At 63.2% G+C, this 26,109-nt stretch carries 2 protein-coding genes; both read left to right on the plus strand.

Annotated features, from left to right (window positions below):
* Nucleotides 1-198 precede the first annotated feature (198 nt).
* The gene (locus tag QK296_RS12570; protein WP_282390980.1) at nucleotides 199-14,232 is read left to right on the plus strand and encodes a non-ribosomal peptide synthase/polyketide synthase; all 14,034 of its coding nucleotides are present in this window, start codon (nucleotides 199-201) and stop codon (nucleotides 14,230-14,232) included.
* A gap of 3 nt (nucleotides 14,233-14,235) precedes the next feature.
* The gene (locus QK296_RS12575) at nucleotides 14,236-26,091 is read left to right on the plus strand and encodes a non-ribosomal peptide synthetase (protein ID WP_282390981.1); all 11,856 of its coding nucleotides are present in this window, start codon (nucleotides 14,236-14,238) and stop codon (nucleotides 26,089-26,091) included.
* Nucleotides 26,092-26,109 lie beyond the last annotated feature (18 nt).

The raw sequence follows: 26,109 nt of genomic DNA on the forward strand, positions 1-26,109 counted from the left end.
CGTGTAACTAAATGTAGTTGCAAAAAGTGGTGTTCGTCAATGCTAGCCCAGGTTCGCGTCGCTTCCCGGGGATTGATGTAACCCCCGATGACAGCTCACTCGACGCCCCCATCCCTCCGCTAATTTTTCCCCGCCCGGTTCGTTTTATAGGGACGACGTGCCTTTGTGCTTCCCGCCTATTGCCCCGGATTCCAAGAAATGAATGCTGAAGACTCCTTGAAACTTGCTCGCCGGTTTATCGGGCTGCCCCTGGAAAAACGCCAATTGTTCCTGCAAGCCTTGCAGAAAGAAGGCGTGGATTTTTCAAGGTTTCCGATTCCGGCAGGGGTGGAGGTGGAGGATCGCCAGGCGCTGTCCTACGCACAGCAGCGCATGTGGTTTCTATGGCAGTTGGACCCGGCCAGCGGCGCCTACAATTTGCCCGGCGCGGTGCGTTTAAGTGGCGTGTTGAGCCTGCCAGCGCTGGAGCAAGCGTTCGCCAGCCTGGTGGCGCGTCACGAAACCCTGCGCACAGTGTTCCAGCGTCAGGCCGATGAGCGGCTGGCGCAGGTGGCGGTGGAGCCGTCGGTGGCCGTCGAGCACCTGGACTTCACCGCCTTGGCCTTTGATGCGCGGGAGCAGGCCGTCAACGCCGCCGCCACCCGTCAATCGCTGTTGCCGTTCGACCTGGAACATGGGCCGCTGCTGCGGGTGCAACTGCTCAAGCTTGCCGAGCAGGAACACGTGCTGCTGCTGACCCTGCACCACATCGTCTCCGACGGTTGGTCGATGAATGTGCTGATCGACGAATTCATCCGTTGCTATGACGCCCATGAGCGCGACGAAGCGCCCCAACTGCCGGCGCTGCCCATCCAATACAGCGACTACGCCCTGTGGCAGCGCCGCTGGCTGGAAGCGGGCGAGCAGGCGCGCCAATTGGAATATTGGCAGGCCCGCCTGGGTGATGAGCATCCGGTGCTGGAACTGCCCACTGATCACCCACGCCCCGCGATGCCCAGCTACCAGGGCACACGGCATAACTTCGCGATTGAGCCGGCACTGGCCGCGCAACTGCGCAGCTGCGCGCAAAAACACAACGTCACCCTGTTCATGCTGCTGCTCGGTGCCTTCAATGTGCTGCTGCACCGCTATACCGGCCAGGGCGACATTCGCGTCGGTGTGCCGATTGCCAATCGCAATCGCACCGAAGTCGAGGGCCTGATCGGTTTCTTCGTCAACACCCAGGTGTTGCGCACCGAACTGACTGGGCAAACCCGGGTTGCCGAGTTGCTGCAAGGTATCAAGGAGCATGCCCTGGGCGCCCAGGCTCATCAGGAATTGCCCTTTGAACGTCTGGTGGAAGCGCTGAAAATCGAGCGCAGCCTGAGCCACACGCCGCTGTTTCAGGTGATGTATAACCATCAGCCGGTAGTCGCCGACATCGCCTCGGTCAGTACCGTATCGGGTCTGGAATTGGCCCTGGTGGAATGGCAAGGCCGCACCACCCAGTTCGACCTGACCCTGGACACCTATGAAAAGTCCGGCACCCTGCATGCCGCGCTGACCTACGCCAATGACTTGTTCGATACGCCCACCATCGAGCGCATGGCCCGGCATTGGATCAGCCTGTTGCAAGCCATGGTGCTCGATGGCGAGCAGCGCATTGGCGAATTGCCCATGCTTGACGCGGCTGAACAGCAACGGCTGGTCCACACCTGGAACCAGACCGCCGAGGCGTACCCGACCGAGCGCGGGATTCATCACCTGATCGAAGACCAGGCGCGGCGCAGCCCCGATGCACCGGCACTGGTGTTCGGCACCACCACCTTGACCTACGCCCAGCTGGATGCGCGCGCCAACCAGTTGGCCCATGCTCTGGGCGAGCAGGGCGTGGGGCTCGACGTGCTGGTAGGTATCTGCATCGAGCGCTCCATCGAAATGGTGGTTGGCCTGCTGGCGATTCTCAAGGCCGGTGGCGCCTACGTGCCTCTCGACCCTGAGTATCCCGAGGAACGCTTGGCCTACATGATCGAAGACAGCGGCATTCAGTTGCTGCTCAGCCAGCAGAGCCTGTTGGCGTCGCTACCTGTCGCCGGTATCCAGGTGATTGCCCTGGACCAGCCGGCGCTATGGCTCGACGGTTACAGCAGCGAGTCGCCGAACGTGGCCCTGCATGCCCTGAACCTGGCCTATGTGATCTACACCTCGGGCTCCACCGGCAAGCCCAAAGGCGCCGGCAACAGCCATCGCGCCTTGGTCAACCGCTTGAGCTGGATGCAACAGGCCTATGGCCTGGGTGCCAATGACGCGGTCTTGCAGAAAACCCCGTTCAGCTTTGACGTGTCGGTGTGGGAGTTTTTCTGGCCGCTGATGACCGGCGCACGCCTGGTGGTGGCGGCGCCTGGCGAGCACCGTGAACCGGCGCGCCTGATTGACACCATTGGCCGGCACGCCATCACCACCTTGCACTTCGTACCCTCGATGCTGCAGGCGTTCATCCATGAACCGGGCGTACAGGCGTGCGCAAGCCTTACGCGCATTGTGTGCAGCGGCGAAGCCTTGCCCCTGGATGCGCAACAGCAAGTGTTCGCCAAGTTGCCGACTGCGGCGCTGTACAACCTCTATGGTCCGACCGAGGCGGCCATCGACGTCACGCACTGGGCCTGCATCGACGAAGGCGCCGACAGCGTGCCCATCGGCCGCCCGATCGCCAACCTCGGCACCTACGTGCTGGACGCGCAACTCAACCCGGTGCCGGCTGGCGTCAGCGGCGAACTCTACCTCGGCGGCGTTGGTCTGGCGCGCAGTTACCACCGGCGCCCGGCGCTGACCGCCGAACGTTTTGTGCCCAGCCCGTTCGTGATGGGCGAGCGCCTGTATCGCACCGGTGACCGCGTGCGCCAACGCGGCGATGGGGTGATCGAATACCTCGGCCGTCTCGATCATCAGGTCAAGTTGCGCGGCTTGCGTATCGAGCTGGGCGAAATCGAAGCACGCCTGATGCAGCATCCACACGTGCGCGAAGCCGTGGTGCTGGTACATGGCGGCAAGCAGTTGGTCGCCTATCTGGTGCACGCAGGCGAGGCGCCAACGGACCTCAAGGCCTGGTTGCTCAGCAGCTTGCCGGAATACATGGTGCCGACGCATTTCATTGCGCTGCCCAAGCTGCCGGTGACCGCCAACGGCAAGCTCGACCGCAAGGCGTTGCCAGTTCCGGAGGCGGCGCAGCAGCAGGCATTTGTCGCCCCCCAAGGCGACCTGCAAACAGCCCTGGCCGCCATCTGGAGCGATGTGCTGGGCGTTGAGCAGGTCGGCCAGGACGATAACTTCTTCGAGCTGGGCGGCGATTCGATCATCTCCATCCAAGTAGTCAGCCGCGCCCGTCAGGCCGGCATTCGCCTGAGCCCGCGTGACCTTTTCCAGTACCAGAGCATCCGCAGCCTGGCCCTGGTGGCGCGCTTTGAGCAGGTCAGCCTGATCGACCAGGGCCCGGTCAGCGGCGAGGTCATGCTGACGCCCGTGCAACACAGCTTTTTCGACCAGCCGATCCCGGCGCGGCATCACTGGAATCAATCCTTGTTGCTGGTGCCCGGCGAGGTGCTTGAGCCTGCACGGTTGGAGGCAGCGCTGGCGCGGTTGATCGAGCATCACGACGCCTTGCGCCTGCGTTTTGTGCAGCAGGCTGACGGCTGGCAGCAGAGCCATGCCGCCTACGTCAGCGAACCGCTGTTGTGGCAATGCCAGGCCAGCACCGACGCCGAACTGGCGGCGCTGTGTGATGAAGCCCAGCGCAGCCTTGACCTTGCCCAAGGCCCGCTGCTGCGCGCCGCGTTGGTGAATTTGGCCGATGGCAGCCAACGTGTGCTGCTGGTGATCCACCACCTGGTGGTGGATGGCGTGTCCTGGCGCATCCTGCTTGAAGACCTGCAACAGGCCTACCGCGACCAGGCGCTGCCGGCGAAAACCAGTGCCTACCAGCGCTGGGCGCAACAGTTGCACCGCCACGCGCAGTCCCTCGACCAGCAACTGCCGTACTGGCAAGCCCAATCCATCGACGCCGAGCTGCCGTGTGATCACCCCGAAGGCGGCGCGCAAAACCGCCTGGGTGCCAAGCTGGAAACACGCCTCGACGTCGAGCACACCCGCCGACTGCTGCAAGACGCGCCAGCGGCCTATCGCACCCAGGTCAACGACCTGCTGTTGACCGCCCTGGCGCGGGTGATCAGCCGTTGGAGCGAGCAACCTGCTGCGCTCATTCAATTGGAAGGTCATGGTCGGGAAGACCTGTTTGACGACATCGACCTGAGCCGCACCGTCGGCTGGTTCACCAGCCTGTACCCGGTGCGCCTGCACGCCGAAGGGGAACTGTCGGCGGCGATCAAGTCGGTGAAGGAGCAACTGCGCGCCGTGCCGAACAAAGGCATTGGCTACGGCCTGTTGCGTTACCTCGGCACGCCTGACACCCGCGAAGCGTTGTCGACCCTGGCCGCGCCGCGCATCACGTTCAACTACCTGGGCCAGTTCGACCGCCAGTTCAATGACTCGGCACTGTTCGTGCCGGCCCGCCAGGGCAGTGGGCAGGCTCAGGATGCAGAGGCACCGCTGGCCAACTGGTTGACGGTGGAAGGGCAGGTGTATGGCGGTGAGCTGTCGCTTCAATGGGGCTTCAGTCGAGAGATGTTCGAGGCGGCAACTGTGCAGCGTCTGGCGGATGAGTACGCAGCCGAACTCAATGCGCTGATCGAGCATTGCTGTGCCACGCCGGCAGGCCAGGTGAGCCCGTCGGATTTCCCGCTGGCACGCCTCACCCAGCAGCAACTGGATGCGTTGCCCGTGGCCGGGCCGGCGATTGCCGACCTTTATCCGCTGTCGCCGATGCAGCAAGGCATGCTGTTCCACACCCTGTTGGAACCCGAGGCCCAGGCCTACATCAACCAGTTGCGCCTCGACATCGAGGGCCTCGATGTGCTCGCTTTCGGGCGTGCCTGGCAGGCTGCACTGGATCGCCATGACATCCTGCGCAGCAGCTTCCATTGGCTGGGCCTGGACAGTGCTCATCAGCTGATCCAGCGCCAGGTCGACCTGCAACTGCAAGTGATCGAAGACCCAAACGCCGACTTCGACACCCTGGCCCACGCCGAACGCGAACGTGATTTTGCCCTGAATGCCGCGCCGCTGTTTCGCCTGACGCTGGTGCGTCGTGCCGGTGCGGCCTGGCACTTTATCTTCACCAGCCACCACATCCTCATGGACGGCTGGAGTAACGCGCAGTTGCTCGCCGAGGTCATCGCGCATTATGCGGGGCAGGCAGTACCGGCGCCGCTCGGGCAGTTCCGCGATTACCTCGCCTGGCTGCAACAACAGTCTTCGGGCGAGGCGTTCTGGAAAACCGCCCTGGCGGCATTGCCGGCGCCGACTCTGCTGGCGCAAGCGCTGCGCACGCCGGTCGACGGGGTGGGCATGGCTGACCATCACGTGGCACTGGAGAGCAACTTTACCCGCCGCCTCGGCGAGTTCGCACGCCAGCACAAAGTCACCCTCAATACCCTGTTGCAAGGGGCTTGGAGCCTGTTGCTGCAACGCTACACCGGCCAGGACTGCGTCGCCTTCGGTGCCACGGTGGCCGGGCGTTCCGCGCCGCTGCCGGGGATCGAGCAGCAACTGGGCCTGTTCATCAACACCTTGCCGATCATCAGCGCAGCCTCGCCAGCCCAGTCGGCTGCGACTTGGCTCAGCGAACTGCAAGTGCTCAACCTCAGCCTGCGCGACCATGAACATGTGCCGCTCTACGACATCCAGGGCTGGGCCGGCCAGCAAGGCGCGCTGTTCGACACCTTGCTGGTGTTCGAGAACTTCCCGGTCGCCGAGGCGCTCAAGCAAGGCGCGCCGGCCGGCCTGACCTTCGGTCGCCTGCACAACCATGAGCGCACGCACTATCCATTAACCCTGGGCATCGAACTGGGCGCCAGCCTGCGCCTGGAGTTCAGCTATGACCGTGCCCAGTTCAGCGAGGCGCAAGTGGCGCAGTTGAGCGCCAACCTGCAACACCTGCTGGCGCAATTGCTCGCAGACCCTCACATGCCGCTGGGCAACCTGCGCCTTCTCGACGCCCCTGCGCAACAGCAGGTGCTCGCGCTGAGCCGCTCAGCCGCAGCGCCACAGGCCAACGAGCGCGTGCATCAGCGTATAGCCGCCCAGGCCGAGGCGACGCCGGACGCCCTGGCTGTGCAGGCCGGTGACGCCAGCGTGAGCTACGCCCAGTTGAACCAGCGCGCCAACCGCCTGGCCCATCGCCTGTTGGCGCTGGGTGTCGGCCCCGGCCAACGGGTGGGCCTGGCTTCGCGGCGTGGCCCGCAGTTGATCGTCAGCCTGCTGGCAGTGCTCAAAAGCGGGGCGGCCTACGTACCGCTGGACCCTAAATACCCGGCGGAGCGTTTGGCCTACATGCTCGCCGACAGCCGCCTGGACCTGCTGCTCAGCGAAACCGGCTTGCTCGCCGACTTGCCTTTGCCCCGCGGCCTGACCCGCGTGGATTTCAGCGGCTGTGGCGAGGAGCTCACCGGCTACCCGACGACCAATCCGCCTAATCACGCAGCGGCGGCTGACCTGGCCTACGTGATCTACACCTCTGGCTCCACCGGCCAGCCCAAGGGTGTGGCCATCGACCATGCCGCCCTCGGCCAGTTCTGCGACAGCGCCACGCTGTACAGCCGACTGAGCGCCGAGGACCGCGTGTTGCAGTTTGCGACCTTCAGTTTCGATGGTTTTGTCGAACAGTGCTTCCCGCCCCTGTGTGCGGGCGCGGCGTTGATCATGCGTGGCGATGAACTCTGGGACGCCGGGCAACTGGCGCGAGAAATCGTTGAGCAGGGCGTGACTCTGGCCGATTTGCCCGCCGCCTACTGGTACCTGTTGGCGCAGGAATGCGCCGAGCACCGTCGCTCCCTGGGCAAGCTGCGCCAGGTGCATGTGGGTGGTGAAGCCATGTCAGTGGAAGGCGTGCGTGCGTGGTACGCCGCGGGCTTGGGCAATGTGCGCCTGGTCAACACCTACGGGCCCACCGAAGCCACGGTTGTGTCCAGTGTGCATGAGTGCCAATTGGCCGATGCCAACGACGCCTACGGCGTGCCAATCGGGCAGGCGATTGCCGGGCGCGCGCTGTATGTACTCGACAACGGTTTCGAACTGTTGGCCACCGATGGCGTGGGCGAGCTGTGCATTGGCGCCGAGGTTGGCTTGGCGCAACGCTACTTCGACCGCCCGGCGCTGACCGCCGAGCGCTTCTTGCCGGACCCGTTTTCCGCCACGCCCGGTGCGCGGCTTTATCGCAGTGGCGACCTGGCCCGGTACAACCCGGCGGGTGCGCTGGAGTACGTCGGGCGTATCGACCATCAAGTGAAGATTCGTGGCCTGCGTATCGAAATGGGCGAAATCGAAGCCAGCCTGCAAGCCTTGCCCAATGTGCGCGAAGCCGCCGTGCTTGCGCAGCCGAGCGCGACCGGCGTGCAGTTGGTGGCGTACGTGGTGCCAGCCGAAGGCCAAGCGCTGGCGACCCAGGCACTGGCAGCGCGCTTGCGCCAGACATTGCCGGACTACATGGTGCCGGGCCATTGGGTGGCCCTTGATGCCTTGCCGTTGAACCACAACGGCAAGCTCGACCGCCGTGCACTGCCCACACCCGACCTGAACCAAGCCAGCACCACCTACGTGGCGCCGCAGAGTCCATTGCAAATCCAGTTGGCGGCGATCTGGCAAGCAGTGTTGCAGGTCGAGCAGGTTGGCCTGGAAGATCACTTCTTCGAACGCGGCGGCCACTCTTTGTTGGCTACCCAAGTGATCTCCCGGGTGCGCCACGACCTCAAGCTGGAAGTGCCGTTGCGGGCGCTGTTCGAACAGCCGACGCTGGCAGCCTTTGCTGCGGCGTGCGCAGGCGTGCAGGTTGATACGGCGCCCGTGATCCAGGCAGTTGGCCGTGACCAGCCACTGGCGTTGTCATTTGCTCAGGAACGGCAGTGGTTTCTCTGGCAATTGGATCCCACCAGCGCGGCCTATCATGTGCCCACCGCTTTGCACCTGCGCGGTGAACTCGACATCGCGGCGCTGGAGCGCGCCGTCGAGGCCCTGGTGCAGCGCCATGAACCGCTGCGCACCACCTTTGTGGAGTCGGGCGAGCACACTGTGCAAGTCATCCACCCAAGCCTGGCAGTGCCGGTTGAGCAACAAAAGGTCGACGCCGGCACTATCGAGCAGGCTGTCATCGAAGAGATCCAGCGCCCGTTCGACCTGCGCAACGGCCCGCTGATGCGCGTCAAGTTGCTGATCGTCGCGCCTGATCACCATGTGCTGGTCATCACCCAGCACCACATCATCTCTGACGGCTGGTCGATGCAAGTGATGATCGACGAGTGGGTGGCGCTGTACCAAGGCGACGCTGGCTTGCCGGCCTTGCCGATCCAGTACGCCGACTATGCCCAGTGGCAGCGCGACTGGATGGCGGCAGGGGAACAACAACGCCAGCTCGATTACTGGTGCGCTCGTCTGGGTCACGAACATTCGCTGCTGGACCTGCCCCTCGACCATCCGCGCCCCGCAGTGCAGAGCCATCGTGGTGCGCGCCGTAAGATTCATCTGGAGCGTGCGCTGCTGACTGAACTCAAGGCCCTGGCCCAGCGTCAGGACGTGACGCTGTTCATGCTGTTGCTGGCCTCGTTCCAGACCTTGCTGCACCGCTACAGCGGCCAGTCGCAGGTGCGTGTCGGCGTGCCGGTCGCCAACCGTAATCGCTTCGAAACCGAGCGACTGCTGGGCTTTTTCGTCAACACCCAGGTGCTGCAAGCTGACGTGCACGGGCAGATGCCGTTCGACCAGTTGCTGGCCCAGGTCAAGCTGCGTGCTCTGGAGGCGCAGGCCCACCAGGACCTGCCGTTCGAGCAGCTCGTGCAAGTGCTGCAGCCCGAGCGCAGCCTGAGCCATAACCCGCTGTTCCAAGTGATGTTCAACCATCAGGACAGCCTGCGTTCAGCCCCGGTGCAATTGCCCGGCCTGGCTTTGCAGCCCGTGGATTGGGCCGGTCACAGCACGCAGTTCGACCTGAACCTGGAAACCGAGGAATCGGTGGACGGTCTCTGGGCCTCGCTGACTTACGCCACGGATCTGTTTGACGCGGCGACCGCGGAACGCCTGGCCGAGCATTGGCAAAACCTGCTGCGCGCGGTCCTGCAGGATGCCTCGGTGGCCTTGGACGACCTGGCGATGCTCAGCCCGTCGCAATCGCAGCAAATGGTGCACGACTGGAACCGCAGCGACACTGACTACCCGCGCGAACGCTGCGTACACCAGTTGTTTGAGGCCCAGGCCGCGGCGCAACCCGACGCCATTGCGCTGCACTTCAATGACGAGCGCCTGAGCTACGGCGAACTCAACCGCCGCGCCAATCGGCTGGCCCATCGTCTGATCGACATGGGCGTCGGCCCGGACGTGCTGGTGGCGGTGCACGTGGAGCGTTCCCTGGACATGGTGGTTGGCTTGCTCGCGACCCTCAAGGCCGGTGGCGCCTATGTGCCGCTCGACCCGCAATTCCCGGCAGAGCGCCTGGCCTACATGCTTGAAGACAGCGGCGCCCGGGTATTGCTGACGCAACCGCACCTGCTGGGGCACCTGGCTCAGCCGCACGGCGTGCAGGTGCTGATGGTGGAGGATGCCGGCACAGCGCAGCACGACCCCCAGGTTGCTGTGACACCGGAGCATCTGGCCTACGTGATCTACACCTCTGGCTCCACCGGCAAGCCCAAAGGGGTGATGGTGCGCCACAAGGCGCTGTGCAGCTTCACCAGCGGCATGGCTGGCACGTTGAGTATCGGCCAGGATGCGCGGCTGTTGTCGCTGACCACCTTCTCGTTCGACATCTTCGCTCTGGAGCTGTATGTGCCGCTGAGTGTCGGCGGTACCGTGTTGCTGAGCGACCAGGCATTGGCCCTCGACCCGGAGGCGATCCTCGATCTGGCCCAGCGCCAGGCGGCGAATGTGCTGCAAGCCACGCCCTCGACCTGGCGCATGTTGCTCGACAGCCCACGGGCTCATGCACTGCGTGGCATCGCCTGCCTCTGCGGTGGCGAAGCGCTGCCCGTCGATTTGGCCCAGCGCATGCTCGATCTGCAAGGCCCGTTGTGGAACCTCTATGGTCCGACGGAAACCACCATCTGGTCGGCGGCTCATCGTTTGCACCAGGCATTGCCGTTCGTTGGACGGCCCATCGCCAATACCGGCTTGTTCATCCTTAATGCCGGTCTCACGCCATGCCCCCAAGGTGTGTCCGGTGAGCTGCTGATCGGTGGTGTCGGCCTGGCGCGCGGTTACCACGGGCAGCCGGCGCTGACCGCCGAACGCTTCGTGCCCAACCCGTTTGGGGCTCCGGGCGAACGCCTGTACCGTACCGGCGACCTGGCACGCTATCAGGCGGACGGCGTGGTGGAATACATCGGCCGTGTCGACCATCAGGTCAAGGTCCGGGGTTTCCGTATCGAGCTGGGTGAAATCGAAGCCTGCCTGCGTGAGTTCGACGGCGTACGTGAAGCCGTGGTGCTGGCCGATAACGACCGGCTGATCGCTTACCTGGTCAGCACCGCGCCGCAGGCACCGCAGGTGTATAAAGCCGCGCTGCGCGAGCGTCTGCCGGACTACATGGTGCCAGCGCAGTGGCTGTTCCTCGACAGCCTGCCGCTGACCCCCAACGGTAAGCTCGACCGCAAGGCACTGCCCAAACCGGATGCCAGCCTGTCGCTCAAAGGCCATGTAGCGCCCGTCACCCCGCGCGAGCAGCAGGTGGCGGCGATCTGGGCCGAGGTACTGGAATTGCCCCGTGTGGGCCTCGACGATCATTTCTTCGAGTTGGGCGGGCATTCATTGCTGGCCACGCGGGTGGTGTCACGGGTGCGTCAGGCCCTGGCGCTGGAGGTCCCACTCAAGGCCTTGTTCGAACAGCCGCTACTGGGTGATTTCGTGCAGGCCTTGGGCGAGGAGGGCGTCACCGCGCCGGCGCTGATCAAGGCCGATCGCACGCAGCCTCTGCCGCTGTCTTATGCCCAGGAGCGCCAGTGGTTCCTCTGGCAACTGGACCCGGCCGGCGCCGCGTATCACATCCCCAGCGCCTTGCGTTTGCACGGGCCGTTGGACCTGACCGCGCTGCAAGAGAGCTTTGATAGCTTGCTGGCTCGCCATGAAAGCCTGCGCACGTATTTCCGTCAGGACGCCACCGGCGCGGTTCAAGTCGTTGACGCCCAGGGCCGGGTCGATATCGAGCAGGTCGACAGCGACTATGCCGGCCTCAAGGCGCGGGTTGCGCAGGTGGTCGCCCAGCCTTTCGACCTGCTGCGTGGGCCGCTGCTGCGGGTTACCTTGCTGCGCCTGGCCGAGGACGACCATGTGCTGGTGCTGGTGCAGCATCACATCGTCTCTGACGGCTGGTCGATGCAGTTGATGGTCGAGGAACTGGTGCAGGCGTATGCCGCTAACAGCCAAGGCCAGGACGTGCAATTGCCGACGCTGCCGATCCAGTACGCCGATTATGCCGTGTGGCAGCGCGATTGGATGGAGGCCGGAGAGCAGGCGCGTCAATTGGCCTACTGGCGTGAGCAATTGAGCGGCGAGCAACCAGTGCTGGAGTTGCCGTTCGACCACCCGCGCCCGGCACAGCCAAGCCATCGCGGCGCACGCTTGGGTATCGAGTTGCATCCGGAGTTGTTGGGCAGTTTGCGCGCGCTGGCGCAGCACGCTGGCGTCACGCTGCCGATGCTGCTGCTGGCGTCTTACCAGGCATTGCTGCATCGCTACAGCGGCCAGGAAGATGTGCGCGTGGGCGTGCCGATTGCCAACCGTAATCGCCTGGAAACCGAGGGGTTGATCGGCTTCTTCGTCAACACCCAAGTGCTCAAGGCCGATATCCACGGGCAAATGAGCACCGAGCAATTGCTGCACCAGGTGCGTCAGCGTTCCCTCGAGGCCCAGGCTCACCAGGACCTGCCGTTCGAACAGCTTGTGCAGGCATTGCAACCGGAGCGCAGCCTGAGCCTGAGCCCGTTGTTCCAAGTGTTGTTCAACCACCGTGTGAGCGCTGCCGACAGCCACCTGCATCGCCTGGCCGACCTGCACGTCGAAGTCCTGGATTTGGACGAGGGCGTGGCCCAGTTCGACCTGGCGCTGGATGTGGAAGAAAGCCCGACGGCCCTGCGTGCCTCCCTGAGTTATGCCACCGACCTGTTCGCCGTGGCGACCATCGAGCGCATGGCCGGGCATTGGCAGAACCTGTTGCGGGCAATGGTGGTCGACCCACAGCAGCCCATTAGCCAATTGAGCCTGCTGGGCGAGGATGAGCAACAGCAGATTCTTGAATTGTGGAACCAGACCGACGCCGGTTTTTCAGCCGAGCGCCTGGTGCACGAATTGGTCGGTGATCGCGCCCGGGAAACCCCGGACGCGGTGGCGGTGAAATTCGATGCTCAAACCCTGAGTTACGGCGAGCTGGATCGTCAGGCCAACCGCCTGGCCCATGCCTTGATCGCCCGTGGCGTCGGCAGGGAAGTGCGGGTGGCCATCGCCATGCCGCGCAGTGCCGAGAGCATGGTGGCGTTCCTGGCGGTGATGAAAGCCGGCGGTGTGTATGTGCCGCTGGATATCGAATACCCACGTGATCGCCTGCTGTACATGATGCAAGACAGCCGTGCGCAACTGCTGCTGACTCACAGCCGGGCGCTGCAGCAACTGCCAGTCCCCGAGGGCCTGGAGACCCTGGCGATTGATCGCACCGAAGAGTGGGCCGGTTACAGCGATACGGCACCGGATGTGGCGCTGGACGGCGACAACCTTGCCTACGTGATCTATACCTCCGGCTCCACCGGTTTGCCCAAGGGCGTGGCGGTGTCACACGGGCCGCTGGTGGCGCATATCATCGCTACCGGCGAGCGCTATGAAACCTCACCGGCCGATTGCGAACTGCACTTCATGTCCTTCGCCTTCGACGGTTCCCACGAAGGCTGGATGCACCCGCTGATCAACGGCGCCAGCGTGTTGATCCGTGACGACAGCCTGTGGCTGCCGGAATACACCTACGAGCAGATGCACCGCCACAACGTGACCATGGCGGTGTTCCCACCGGTGTACCTGCAGCAGTTGGCTGAACATGCCGAGCGCGACGGCAACCCACCGGCGGTGCGGGTGTACTGCTTTGGCGGTGATGCCGTTGCGCAAGCCAGCTATGACCTGGCGTGGCGCGCGCTGAAACCCAAGTACCTGTTCAACGGCTATGGCCCGACGGAAACCGTGGTCACTCCGTTGTTGTGGAAGGCTCGTAAAGGCGATCCCTGCGGTGCCGTTTACGCGCCCATCGGCACCTTGTTGGGTAACCGCAGTGGCTACGTGTTGGATGCGCAACTGAATCTGCAACCCATCGGCGTGGCCGGCGAGTTGTACCTGGGCGGCGAGGGCGTGGCCCGGGGTTACCTGGAGCGTCCGGCACTGACTGCCGAGCGTTTCGTACCGGACCCGTTCGGCAAACCGGGCAGCCGCGTGTATCGCAGCGGCGACCTGACCCGTGGGCGTCCGGATGGCGTGGTGGATTACCTGGGGCGTGTGGACCATCAAGTGAAGATCCGCGGTTTTCGTATCGAACTGGGGGAAATCGAAGCGCGTCTGCGTGAGCAAGCCAGTGTCGGTGAAACCGTGGTGGTGGCCCAGGAGGGGCCGACCGGTAAGCAACTGGTGGCCTATGTGGTACCGGCCGACGCCAGCCTGGCCGACCCGGTTGAGTTCCGTGACGCCCTGCGTCGTGCCCTGAAAGCCGACCTGCCGGACTACATGGTGCCCAGCCACTTCGTATTCCTGGCGCAGATGCCGCTGACCCCCAACGGCAAGCTCGACCGCAAGGGCCTGCCGCTGCCGGATGCGAGCCAGATGCAGCAGCAGTACCTGGCTCCGCAAACCGAGCTTGAGCAGCAGATCGCCACGATCTGGGCCGACATCCTGCACCTGCCGCAAGTGGGCCTGAACGACAACTTCTTTGACGTCGGTGGCCACTCCTTGCTGGCGATCCAGATTACCTCGCGGGTGCAGGCCGAGCTCGGCCTGGACGTACCGTTGATGGAACTGTTCCAGACCGAATCGCTGCGCGCCTACGTGCAGGCCGCAGCCACTTTCCGCGCCGGCAGCGTGGAAGATTTTGATGACCTTCGTGACTTTTTGAGCGAACTAGAGGCGATTTGAACCATGCTTTCCAACCCTAATATTGACCTGGTGTCGCGCTTTCTTCGCTTGCCTCTGGAGCAGCGCCAGCAGTTTTACCAGCGCCTGCACAGCCGGGGCATGAGTTTCGCTCAATTGCCGATTGCTCCCACCCGCCACGACAGCGACACACCGACGTTGTCTTACGCCCAGGAACGCCAGTGGTTCCTCTGGCAACTGGACAAGGACAGCACCGCCTATCACATCCCTGGCGCCCTGCGTTTGCACGGGCACTTGGACCTGGCCGCGTTGCAACGCAGTTTCGACAGCCTGCTGGCCCGGCATGAAAGCTTGCGCACGCAACTGGTCGAGGACGGTGAACGCCTGTGGCAGGCAGTGATGCCGCAGGCGCGGGTGCAGATCGAGCAGGCGCACGTCGATGAAGCACAGTTGATGGCGCGGGTGGAAGAGGAGGTGGCGCGGCCGTTCGATTTGCACCAGGCGCCGTTGTTGCGTGTGACGCTGCTGCAACTGGCCGAGGATGAGCATGTGCTGGTGATGGTGCAGCACCATATCGTCTCCGATGGCTGGTCGATGCAGGTGATGGTAGAGGAACTGGTGCAGCTCTACGCGGCCCATAGCCAGGGCCATGACCTGCAACTCCCGGAACTGCCGATCCAGTACGCCGACTACGCGCTGTGGCAACGCGGCTGGATGGAAGCCGGGGAACAGGCGCGCCAACTCGCATATTGGCAGGCCCTGCTGGGCGGCGAGCAACCGGTGCTGGAATTGCCGCTGGACCGCCCGCGCCCGGCGCAGCAAAGCCATCGCGGTGCAAGCCTGCAGGTGCATTTGCAACCGACGCTGGTGGCGGGTCTCAAGCGCCTGGCGCAGCAAGAGGGCGTGACCGCGTTCATGCTACTGCTGGCGTCGTTCCAAGCCCTGTTGTATCGCTACAGCGGGCAGTCGGATATCCGCATTGGCGTGCCGAATGCCAACCGTAACCGCGTCGAAACCGAGCGGCTGATCGGCTTCTTCGTCAACACCCAGGTACTCAAGGCTGACCTTGACGGGCAGATGAGCTTTGCCGAGCTGCTGCAACAAACCAAACGCCGCGCCCTGGAGGCCCAGGCTCATCAGGACCTGCCGTTCGAGCAACTGGTGGTGGCGTTGCAGCCCGAGCGCAGCTTGAGCCACAACCCATTGTTCCAGGTGATGTTCAACCACCAGACCGATGCCCAGGGCGACCGGGAAGGCCAGCAGTTACCGGGCCTGCGTGTGGTGGAACTGGATTGGGACAGCCAGACCACCCATTTTGACCTGAGCCTGGACACCCATGAATCCGCCGACGGGCTTTGGGCTGCGCTGACCTACGCCACCGACCTGTTCGATGTAGCCACCATCGAGCGCTTGGCGCAACACTGGCAAAACCTGCTGCAGGCGGTGGTGAGCGCACCCCGCAGCCGCCTCTGCGAGCTGCCGATGGTGGGTGCCGCTGAGCAACACAGGATGCTTCAGGACTGGAACACCCCGGCTGGTGTTACCCCCTTTGAGGCTGTGCACCGGCTGTTTGAAGCCCAGGCTGATCAGCAGCCGGAACGTCAGGCCCTGGCCCTGAATGAGCAGGCCCTCAGCTATGGGGAACTGAACCGTCAGGCCAACCGCCTGGCGCATTACCTGCTGGCCCAGGGCGTAGGCCCTAAAGCGCTGGTGGGGATCGCCGTGGAACGCTCCTTTGCCATGGTGGTCAGCTTGCTTGCGGTGCTCAAGACGGGAGCGGCCTATGTGCCGCTGGACCCTGAGTACCCCCGCGAACGTCTGGTGCATATGCTTGAGGACAGTGATGTGGGCCTGGTGTTGACCCAATCCCACCTGCATGGGCGCCTGCCGTTGCCGACCCAGGTGCTGGCGGTGGACATCGACCGGGTCCAGGCGCAGTTGGCGTTGTGTGCCGACGATAATTTACCGGTTGATGTCGAGCCCCAGAGCCTGGCGTATGTGATCTACACCTCCGGCTCCACAGGCAAGCCCAAGGGGGTTGCCATCAGCCATGCTGCACTGAGTGAGTTCGCTGGCATCGCGGCGGATTACTCGCAGCTGGTTGCCCAGGACCGAGTGTTGCAGTTTGCCACCTTGAACTTCGACGGTTTCGTCGAGCAGCTATACCCAGCCCTGACCCTCGGCGCCACCGTGGTACTGCGTGGCCCGCAGTTGTGGGACGGTGCCGAGCTGTACCGACAGATCATCGCCCAGGGCATTACCTTGGCCGACTTGCCCACCGCCTACTGGAAGCTGTTCCTGCAAGATTGCCTGGCAGCAGGCCCAAGGACCTATGGTGCCTTGCGGCAGATCCATATCGGCGGCGAAGCCATGCCGTTGGATGGCCCGCTGTTGTGGCAGCGCGCCGGGCTCGGCCATGTGCGCTTGCTCAACACCTACGGGCCTACCGAGGCCACGGTGGTTTCCAGCGTGCTGGACTGCACTGACCCGAGCGCTGTCAGCGCCGTCGGTGCCAGCCCCATTGGCCGGGCGCTGCCAGGGCGTGGCCTCTATGTGCTGGACCGCGACCTGAACCTGCTGCCGCTGGGCGCCGTGGGTGAACTCTATATCGCCAGCGCCAATGGCTTGGCCCGTGCGTATTTGCAGCGGCCAGGCCTGACCGCCGAGCGCTTTGTCGCTGACCCGTTCAGCCCATCCGGCGAGCGCCTGTACCGCACCGGCGACCTGGCCCGCTACCGAGCCGATGGCGTGGTGGAGTATGTCGGGCGGGTCGATCACCAGGTCAAGGTTCGTGGTTTTCGCATAGAACTGGGTGAGATTGAAACTGTGCTGCTGGCCCAGGACAGCGTGCGTGAAGCGCTGTTGCTGGCTGCCGGCAACCAACTGCTGGCCTACCTGGTACCTGCGCAGACGCTGTCTGAAACCGAGTGCGCCGAGGTGGGCGAACAGTTGATGGCCACCTTGCGCGACCACCTACCCGACTACATGGTGCCGGCGCACCTGATCTTTCTCGACCGCATGCCGCTCAACCCCAACGGCAAGCTGGATCGCCAGGCCCTGCCCAAGCCAGATGCCAGCGTGGAACAACAGGATTGGCGGGTGCCGGTCACCCCGTTGCAACAACAGGTGGCGGCGATCTGGGCGGCTATTTTGGGGGCCGAACGGGTGGGCTTGAACCAGCACTTCTTCGAGCTGGGAGGGCATTCCCTGTTGGCGATGCAGGTGGTGTCACGCATCCGCCAGACCCTGAGCCTGGAAGTGCCGCTCAAAGCCGTGTTTGAACACCCGCGTCTGGAGGCGTTTGTCGCGGCCTTGCAAGCCCAGGAGAGCCCATTGCCAACGGCGCCGGCCCTGCTTCCGGCCGGGCGCGTGCAGCCGTTGCCATTGTCTTACGCCCAGGAGCGACAGTGGTTTCTCTGGCAACTGGAACCCCACAGCGCGGCGTATCACATTCCCAGCGCGTTGCGCCTGAAAGGGCGGTTGGACCTGGCTGCGTTGCAACGCAGTTTCGATAGCTTGCTGGCGCGCCATGAAAGCCTGCGCACCCATATCCACCAGGATCACGACGGCGCGGTGCAAGTGATTGAGCCGTCAGTTTCCTTGCCGATCACCCAGGCGGAGATCGAAGAGACCGAGCTCAAGGCCCATGTAGAAGCGCTGATCGCCCAGCCGTTCGACCTGCAACGAGGCCCTTTGCTGCGCGTCACTTTGCTGCGCCTGGCCGCCGACGAGCATGTGTTGGTATTGGTGCAGCATCACATCGTCTCCGATGGCTGGTCGATGCAATTGGCTGTCGAAGAACTGGTGCAGCTGTATGCCGGTTATAGCCAAGGCCAGGACGTGCAGTTGCCGGCGCTGCCGATCCAGTATGCCGACTACGCCGTATGGCAGCGCAGCTGGATGGACGCCGGTGAGAAGCAACGTCAACTGGCCTACTGGCAGGAACTGTTGGGCGGTGAGCAGAGCGTGCTGGAGTTGCCGTTCGATCACCAGCGCCCGGCTGTGCAGAGCCACCGCGGCGCACGCCTGGCGTTCGAGCTGGCGCCGGAACTCGCTCAGGGGCTCAAGGCTTTGGCCCAACAGCAGGGCGTGACCCTGTTCATGTTGTTGCTGGCATCGTTCCAGACCTTGTTGCACCGCTACAGCGGCCAGGAAGAAATACGCGTCGGCGTGCCGATTGCCAACCGCAATCGCAGCGAGACCGAGCGCTTGATTGGCTTCTTCGTCAACACCCAGGTGCTCAAGGCGGATGTGCATGGGCAGATGAGTGTCGAGCAGTTGCTGCAGCACGTTCGGCAACGCGCCCTGCAAGCCCAGGCCCACCAGGATTTGCCGTTCGAACAACTGGTGGAGGCCCTGCAACCTGAGCGTAGCCTGAGCCACAACCCGCTGTTCCAGGTCATGTTCAACCATCAGACTGAAGTCGGCCAGGCTCAGGTTCAGCACCAATTGCCAGGGCTGCGGGTAGAAGGCCTGGACTGGGACAGCAAGACCGCACATTTCGACCTGGACCTGGATATTCAGGAGTCCACCGAAGGTATATGGGCCACTTTGGGTTATGCCCAGGACCTGTTCGAAGCCAGCACCGTGCAACGCATGGCGCGCCACTGGCAGAACCTGCTGCAGGGTATGGTCGCCAACCCACGACAGCAGCTCAGCCAGTTGAGCTTGCTGGATGTGACCGAACAACAACAGATCCTGCAACTGTGGAACCGCACGGAGTCTGGCTTCTCGGCCGAGCGCTTGGCGCATGAATTGTTTGCTGATCGCGCCCGGGAAACCCCTGACGCGGTGGCGGTGAAGTTCGACACGCAAACCCTGAGCTATGGCGAACTGGATCGCCAGGCCAACCGCCTGGCCCATGCCCTGATCGCCCGTGGCGTCGGCCCGGAAGTGCGGGTGGCTATCGCCATGCCGCGCAGTGCCGAAATCATGGTGGCGTTCCTGGCGGTGATGAAAGCCGGTGGTGTGTATGTGCCGCTGGATATTGAATACCCACGTGATCGCCTGCTGTACATGATGCAAGACAGCCGTTCGAAATTGCTGTTGACCCATTCGGCCGTGCAACACCGATTGCCGATCCCGGACGGCCTCGAAGCCTTGGCGGTGGATCAGGTGCAAGCCTGGTCGGATTACAGTGATGCGGCCCCGAATGTGGCGTTGGACGGCGACAACCTCGCCTACGTGATCTACACCTCCGGTTCCACCGGCTTGCCCAAAGGCGTGGCGGTGTCCCACGGCCCGCTGGTGGCGCATATCATCGCCACTGGCGAGCGCTATGAAACCTCCCCGGCCGATTGCGAACTGCACTTCATGTCGTTTGCTTTCGACGGCTCCCACGAAGGCTGGATGCACCCGCTGATCAACGGCGCCAGCGTGTTGATCCGTGACGACAGCCTGTGGCTGCCGGAATACACCTACGAGCAGATGCACCGCCACAACGTGACCATGGCGGTGTTCCCACCGGTGTACCTGCAGCAGTTGGCTGAACATGCCGAGCGCGACGGCAACCCACCGGCGGTGCGGGTGTACTGCTTTGGCGGTGATGCCGTTGCGCAAGCCAGCTATGACCTGGCGTGGCGCGCGCTGAAACCCAAGTACCTGTTCAACGGCTATGGCCCGACGGAAACCGTGGTCACTCCGTTGTTGTGGAAGGCTCGTAAAGGCGATCCCTGCGGTGCCGTTTACGCGCCCATCGGCACCTTGTTGGGTAACCGCAGTGGCTACGTGTTGGATGCGCAACTGAATCTGCAACCCATCGGCGTGGCCGGCGAGTTGTACCTGGGCGGCGAGGGCGTGGCCCGGGGTTATCTAGAGCGTCCGGCGTTAACCGCAGAACGCTTCGTGCCGGACCCGTTCGGCAAGCCCGGCAGTCGCGTGTACCGAAGCGGCGACCTGACCCGCGGGCGTCCGGATGGCGTGGTGGATTACCTGGGGCGTGTGGACCATCAGGTGAAGATCCGCGGTTTCCGTATCGAACTGGGGGAAATCGAAGCGCGCTTGCGTGAGCAAGCCAGCGTCGGTGAAACCGTGGTGGTCGCCCAGGAGGGGCCGACCGGCAAACAACTGGTGGCCTATGTCGTACCACTGGACCGGACGCTCCTGGATGATGCTGTCGCTCAATCCACCGGTCGCGAAACCTTGCGGCGCGCCTTGAAAACCCGCTTGCCGGACTACATGGTGCCGACGCACTTGATGTTCCTTGAGCGTATGCCGCTGACCCCCAACGGCAAGCTCGACCGCAAGGGCTTGCCGCTGCCGGATGTGAGTCAGATGCAGCAGGCTTATGTGGCACCTCAGAGCGAGTTGGAGCAGAAGATCGCCGCGATCTGGTCCGATGTGCTACGCCTGCCGCAGGTGGGCTTGCATGATAATTTCTTCGAACTGGGCGGCGATTCGATCATTTCGATTCAGCTGGTCAGCCGCGCCCGCCAGGCCGGTGTGCGTTTCACGCCCAAAGAGTTGTTCCAGCATCAGACCGTGCAGAGCCTGGCGACGGTCGCGAGGGAAGGCGACGGTGTGGTGCAGATGGACCAGTCGCCGCTGACTGGCGATTTGCTGTTGTTGCCGGTGCAACACAGTTTTTTTGCCGATGACATTCCCCAGCGTCATCACTGGAACCAATCTGCGGTGCTGCAACCGCACCAGCCGTTGCAGGTACCGCTTTTGTTGGCCGCACTGCAGGCATTGATCGTGCATCATGATGCCTTGCGCAGCACCTTTATCGAGGGCGCACAGGGCTGGAGCGCGGCCTACCGTGGGCCGGATCAGCACCAGGCTGAACAGGTGCTATGGCAAACCACATTGAACAGCGTCGAAGAACTTGAGGCCTTGGGCGAAGAGGCCCAGCGCAGTCTCGATCTGGGCGCAGGCCCGTTATTGCGTGCGGTGTTGGCGCAGTTGGCCGACGGTTCACAGCGCTTGTTGCTGGTGATCCATCACTTGGTGGTGGACGGTGTGTCGTGGCGCATTCTGCTTGAAGACTTGCAAAGCACGTATCAGCAACTGGCCCAAGGCGCACCTGTGACACTGCCAGCCAAGACCAGCGCCACACGCGGCTGGGCTGCTCACCTGCAGACTTACGCCCACAGCCCGGCGTTGCAACAGGAACTGGTTTGGTGGCAGACGCAATTGCAGGGCAGCCCGGTCGGTTTGCCGGGCGCCGATCCACAGGCGAGTCTGAGCAACCAACTGGCGCTGAGTGTGAGCACACACCTGGATGCCACCTATACTCGGCGCTTGCTGCACGATGCGCCGAGTGCCTATCGCACCCAAATCAATGACCTGCTGTTGACTGCTCTGGCGCGAGTTATTACGCGCTGGAGCGGCGAGGCTTCTATGTTGATCCGGCTTGAAGGTCATGGCCGCGAAGATCTGTTCGATGACATCGATCTGACTCGCACTGTCGGTTGGTTCACCAGCCTTTACCCCGTGCAACTGGCCCCGGCCGATTCCCTGGCTGCCTCCCTGAAGCGCATCAAGGAGCAGCTGCGAGCCGTGCCCGACAAGGGCCTGGGGTTCGGTGCCCTGCGTTACCTGGGTAATGCCGCAACGCAACAGGCGTTGGCGGCCTTGCCGCAGCCACGTATCACCTTCAACTATCTGGGGCAGTTCGATGCCAGCTTCGACAGCGGCGAACAGCCAGGACTGTTCACGCCGACCGCTGATGCCAGCGGTGCCGAGCAAAGCCCGCAGGCACCTTTGGGCAACTGGCTGGAAATCAATGGTCAGGTCTATGGTGGCGAGCTGAAGTTGAACTGGAGTTTCAGCCAGGCGATGTTCGGTGAAGCAACCGTCAAGTGCTTGGCCGACGACTATGCCTTGGAACTCAAGGCTCTGATTGATCATTGTTGCGAGTCGGCGCATCAGGGCGTGACGCCGTCGGACTTCCCCTTGGCGCGGTTGTCCCAGGACCAGTTGGATGGCTTGGCACTGAACGTGGCTGAGGTCGAAGACCTGTACCCATTGTCACCCATGCAGCAAGGCATGCTGTTCCAATCGCTGTACGGCGAAGGTTCGGGTGACTACATCAACCAGATGCGCATTGATGTGCAGGGCCTGGATGTGGCGCGCTTCCAGCAGGCCTGGCAGGTGGCGGTGCAACGCCACGAGATCCTGCGCAGCGGTTTTGTCTGGCAGGCGGAGCTTGAACAGCCTTTGCAGGTGGTCTACAAGCAGGTGCGCCTGCCGTTCATGGCGTTGGATTGGCAGACCCGCGAGGACTGCAACCAGGCCCTGGATGAACTGGCCGAGTCGGCACGGGCCCAGGGCTTTGTCCTGGAGCAAGCACCGTTGTTGAGCTTGACGCTGGTACGCACGGGGGCGACAAGCTACCACCTGATCTACACCAATCACCATATTTTGATGGATGGCTGGAGTGGTTCGCAGCTGTTCGGCGAGGTATTGCAACAGTATGCGGGTGAGCCGCTGCCAGCGCCGACCGGGCGGTATCGTGACTACATCGCTTGGCTGCAGGCGCAGGACAAAGCCGTCAGCCAAGCGTTCTGGAAGGCGCAACTGGTCAACTTGCAGGAGCCCACGCGCCTGGCCCGCACCATAGACGCCGGGGTGGATGCGGCCCTGGCGGTCAATGGCGAGCATCGCTTGAGCCTCGATGTCGCGCAAACCGAACACCTCAAAGCCTTCGCCCAACGTCACAAGGTGACCCTCAATACCCTGGTGCAAGGCGCATGGTTGTTGCTGTTGCATCACCACACCGGGCAAGCCACCGTAGCATTCGGCGCCACGGTGGCAGGGCGTCCAGCGGAACTGCGTGGGATTGAACAGCAGGTCGGCTTGTTCATTAACACGCTGCCGGTAGTGGCGACGCCGGATGCGCAAATGTCGGTCAGCCAGTGGCTAGAGCAACTCCAGCAACAGAACGTTGGCTTGCGTGAGCATGAACACACGCCACTGTTTGAGATCCAGCGTTGGGCGGGGCTGGGTGGAGAAGCGCTGTTCGACAGTATCCTGGTGTTCGAGAACTACCCGGTGTCCGAGGCGCTGGAGCAGGGCGCACCGTCGGGGCTGCGTTTTGGCGCAGTGCACAGCCTGGAGCAGACCCACTATCCATTGACCGTGTTGTTGGCTATAGGCCAGACACTGGGCTTGGAGTTCAACTACTCCCGCCAGGCTTTCAGTGGCGCGCATATCCAGCGCTTGGCCGAGCACTTTCAGCAGTTGCTGCTGGCCCTGGCCAGCGACGGCAGTCAACGCCTTGGCGCGTTGCCCTCAGTGGCGCAGGCCGAGCGTCAGCAGGTATTGCATGATTGGAATGCCACTGCGGTGGATTACCCGCTGGATCAAGCGGTCCATACGCTGATCGAGGCTCAGGTGCTGCGTACACCGGATGCACTTGCCTTGATTTTCGCGGGGCAAGCCTTGAGTTACAGCGCGTTGAACGCCCGGGCCAATCGCCTGGCACATCGCTTGATGGCGGCCGGGGTTGGCCCGGATGTGCTGGTGGGGCTGGCGGCAGAGCGCTCGGTGGAGATGGTGGTTGGCCTGTTGGCGGTGCTCAAGGCCGGTGGCGCTTATGTGCCGCTGGACCCCGAGTATCCTCGTGATCGCCTGGCCTACATGCTGCAGGACAGTGGTGTGCAACTGCTGTTGACCCAGGCTCATCTACTGGCGCAACTGCCGGTTCCTGCCGGTGTGCAAACCCTGGTGCTGGAACATGGCGATACCTGGCTGGAAACCTTCAGCAGCCACAACCCGAATATCCCAGTGCACGGCGAAAACCTTGCCTATGTGATCTACACCTCCGGCTCCACCGGTCAGCCCAAGGGCGCTGGCAACCGCCATATAGCGCTGACCAACCGCCTGTGCTGGATGCAACAGGCATATGGGCTCAAGCCACACGACAGCGTGTTGCAGAAAACGCCGTTCAGCTTTGACGTGTCGGTGTGGGAGTTTTTCTGGCCGCTGATGACCGGCGCGCGTCTGGTAGTGGCTGCACCGGGCGATCATCGTGATCCAGCCAGGCTGGTACGGCTGATCAACGAGCAACAGGTCACCACGTTGCATTTCGTGCCTTCCATGTTGCAAGCGTTCTTGCAAGACGCGGCGGTTACTTCATGCCAGAGCCTGCAACGCATCGTTTGCAGTGGGGAGGCGTTGCCTGCCGATGCCCAGCAGCAGGTGTTCGCCAAATTGCCCCAAGCCGGGTTGTACAATCTGTATGGCCCTACTGAAGCCGCCATCGACGTGACCCACTGGACCTGCGTGGAGGAAGGCCGCGACGCCGTACCCATTGGCCGACCCATTGCCAACCTGGGTTGCTACGTGCTGGACGACAACCTGGAACCTGCGCCAGTGGGTGTGCTGGGCGAACTGTATTTGGGCGGTATTGGCTTGGCGCGGGGTTATCACCGCCGTGCGGCGCTTACCGCCGAGCGGTTTGTGACCGACCCGTTCGGCAGCGGCACGCGCCTGTATCGCACCGGTGACCTCGCGCGTTATCGCGACGATGGCGTGATTGAATATGCCGGGCGAATCGATCACCAGGTCAAACTGCGTGGCCTGCGCATAGAGTTGGGCGAAATCGAAGCGCGCTTGCTGGAACTCGACAATGTCCGCGAAGCCGCGGTGCTGGCGCTGGACGGTACCCACCTGGTGGGTTACCTGGTGCTGCAACAGCCGCTTGACGCGTGGAAGGCAGAGGTGGTAGCACACCTGGCCGAGCAGTTGCCCGACTACATGGTCCCGGCGCAATGGGTAGTGCTGGCGCAGATGCCGTTGAGCCCGAACGGCAAACTGGACCGTAAGGCGTTGCCCAAGCCAGAGGCCCACAGTGCCGCGCAATACCAGGCACCCGTTAGCGAGATTGAGCAGCAAATAGCGGCGGTCTGGAGCGAGGTGCTGGAGGTGGAGCGCGTAGGGCTCAACGACAACTTCTTCGAACTCGGTGGCCATTCGTTGCGGGTGCTGATGCTCAAGGAGCGAATTCGCAAGGTCAGCGGCGTGAACCTATCTGTCAGCCAATTGATGCTCAACCCCACCGTGGCGGGGCAGGTCAAATGCCTGCAGGGCAATAGCCGGTCTTCGTTGATCGTCAAGCTCAACCAGCAGACGCAAGGCACGCCGTTGTTCCTGTTCCACCCAAGCTTCGGCTCGGTGCATTGCTACACCGCGATTGCCCTGGCCTTGCGCGAGCAGCGCCCAGTGTTCGGGGTAATGTGCCGTGCCTTGGCCGAAGAGGGCGCCACGGTGCCGCAATGGCAGGTAATGGTCGAGGACTACACCGCGCAATTGTTGGTGGCCCAACCCCAAGGCGCGTTCCGCCTGGGTGGCTGGTCATTGGGTGGCAACCTGGCGATGGAGGTAGCCTACGGCCTGGAGCAAGCCGGCAGAGAGGTAGAGTTTGTCGGCTGGATCGACGCTGCGCCGCCGCAGTGGGTCAAACCTTATTGGGATTCTGTGGAAGTTGAGGACGACCGCGAAGCCTCAGCCAATGAGCGCCGCGCCGCGTTGCTGGGGGTGATGTTCCCTGAGTTTGCCGAGTCCATCCAACTCGCCTGGCAGCAATGCCAACGGGATAGCGAGGATGAAGCGGGACAATGGCAGGAATTTGTGAACTGGGCTGAACAGTGTTTGGGCGAAGCCTTCACGGTGATCAAGGATGAATTACTGCGTGGCAATGAGGCGCAGATTTCCTGGGACGTTGACCGGACACTCAGTGAGCGTTTGCTGCAAGCTGACTTCAAGCCGATCAAGGCGCCCGTCACTTGTTGGTGGGCGTCCATGAGCCGGGCAGGGCGCTTCAAGGACCTGATCGAACAGCAAATGGCAACGGTGATCAGCCAAGGGCGCATCGAGCGCTCAGTGATGATCGAGACCGATCATGACGGCATTATCGACAGCGCGGTGTTTATCAGCAGTTTGGTAGAGGCGTTGAGGTAAGCCGCCGCTCAACCACAA

The sequence above is a fragment of the Pseudomonas sp. AL10 genome, assembly GCF_029960685.1.
GTDB lineage: Bacteria > Pseudomonadota > Gammaproteobacteria > Pseudomonadales > Pseudomonadaceae > Aquipseudomonas > Aquipseudomonas lactis.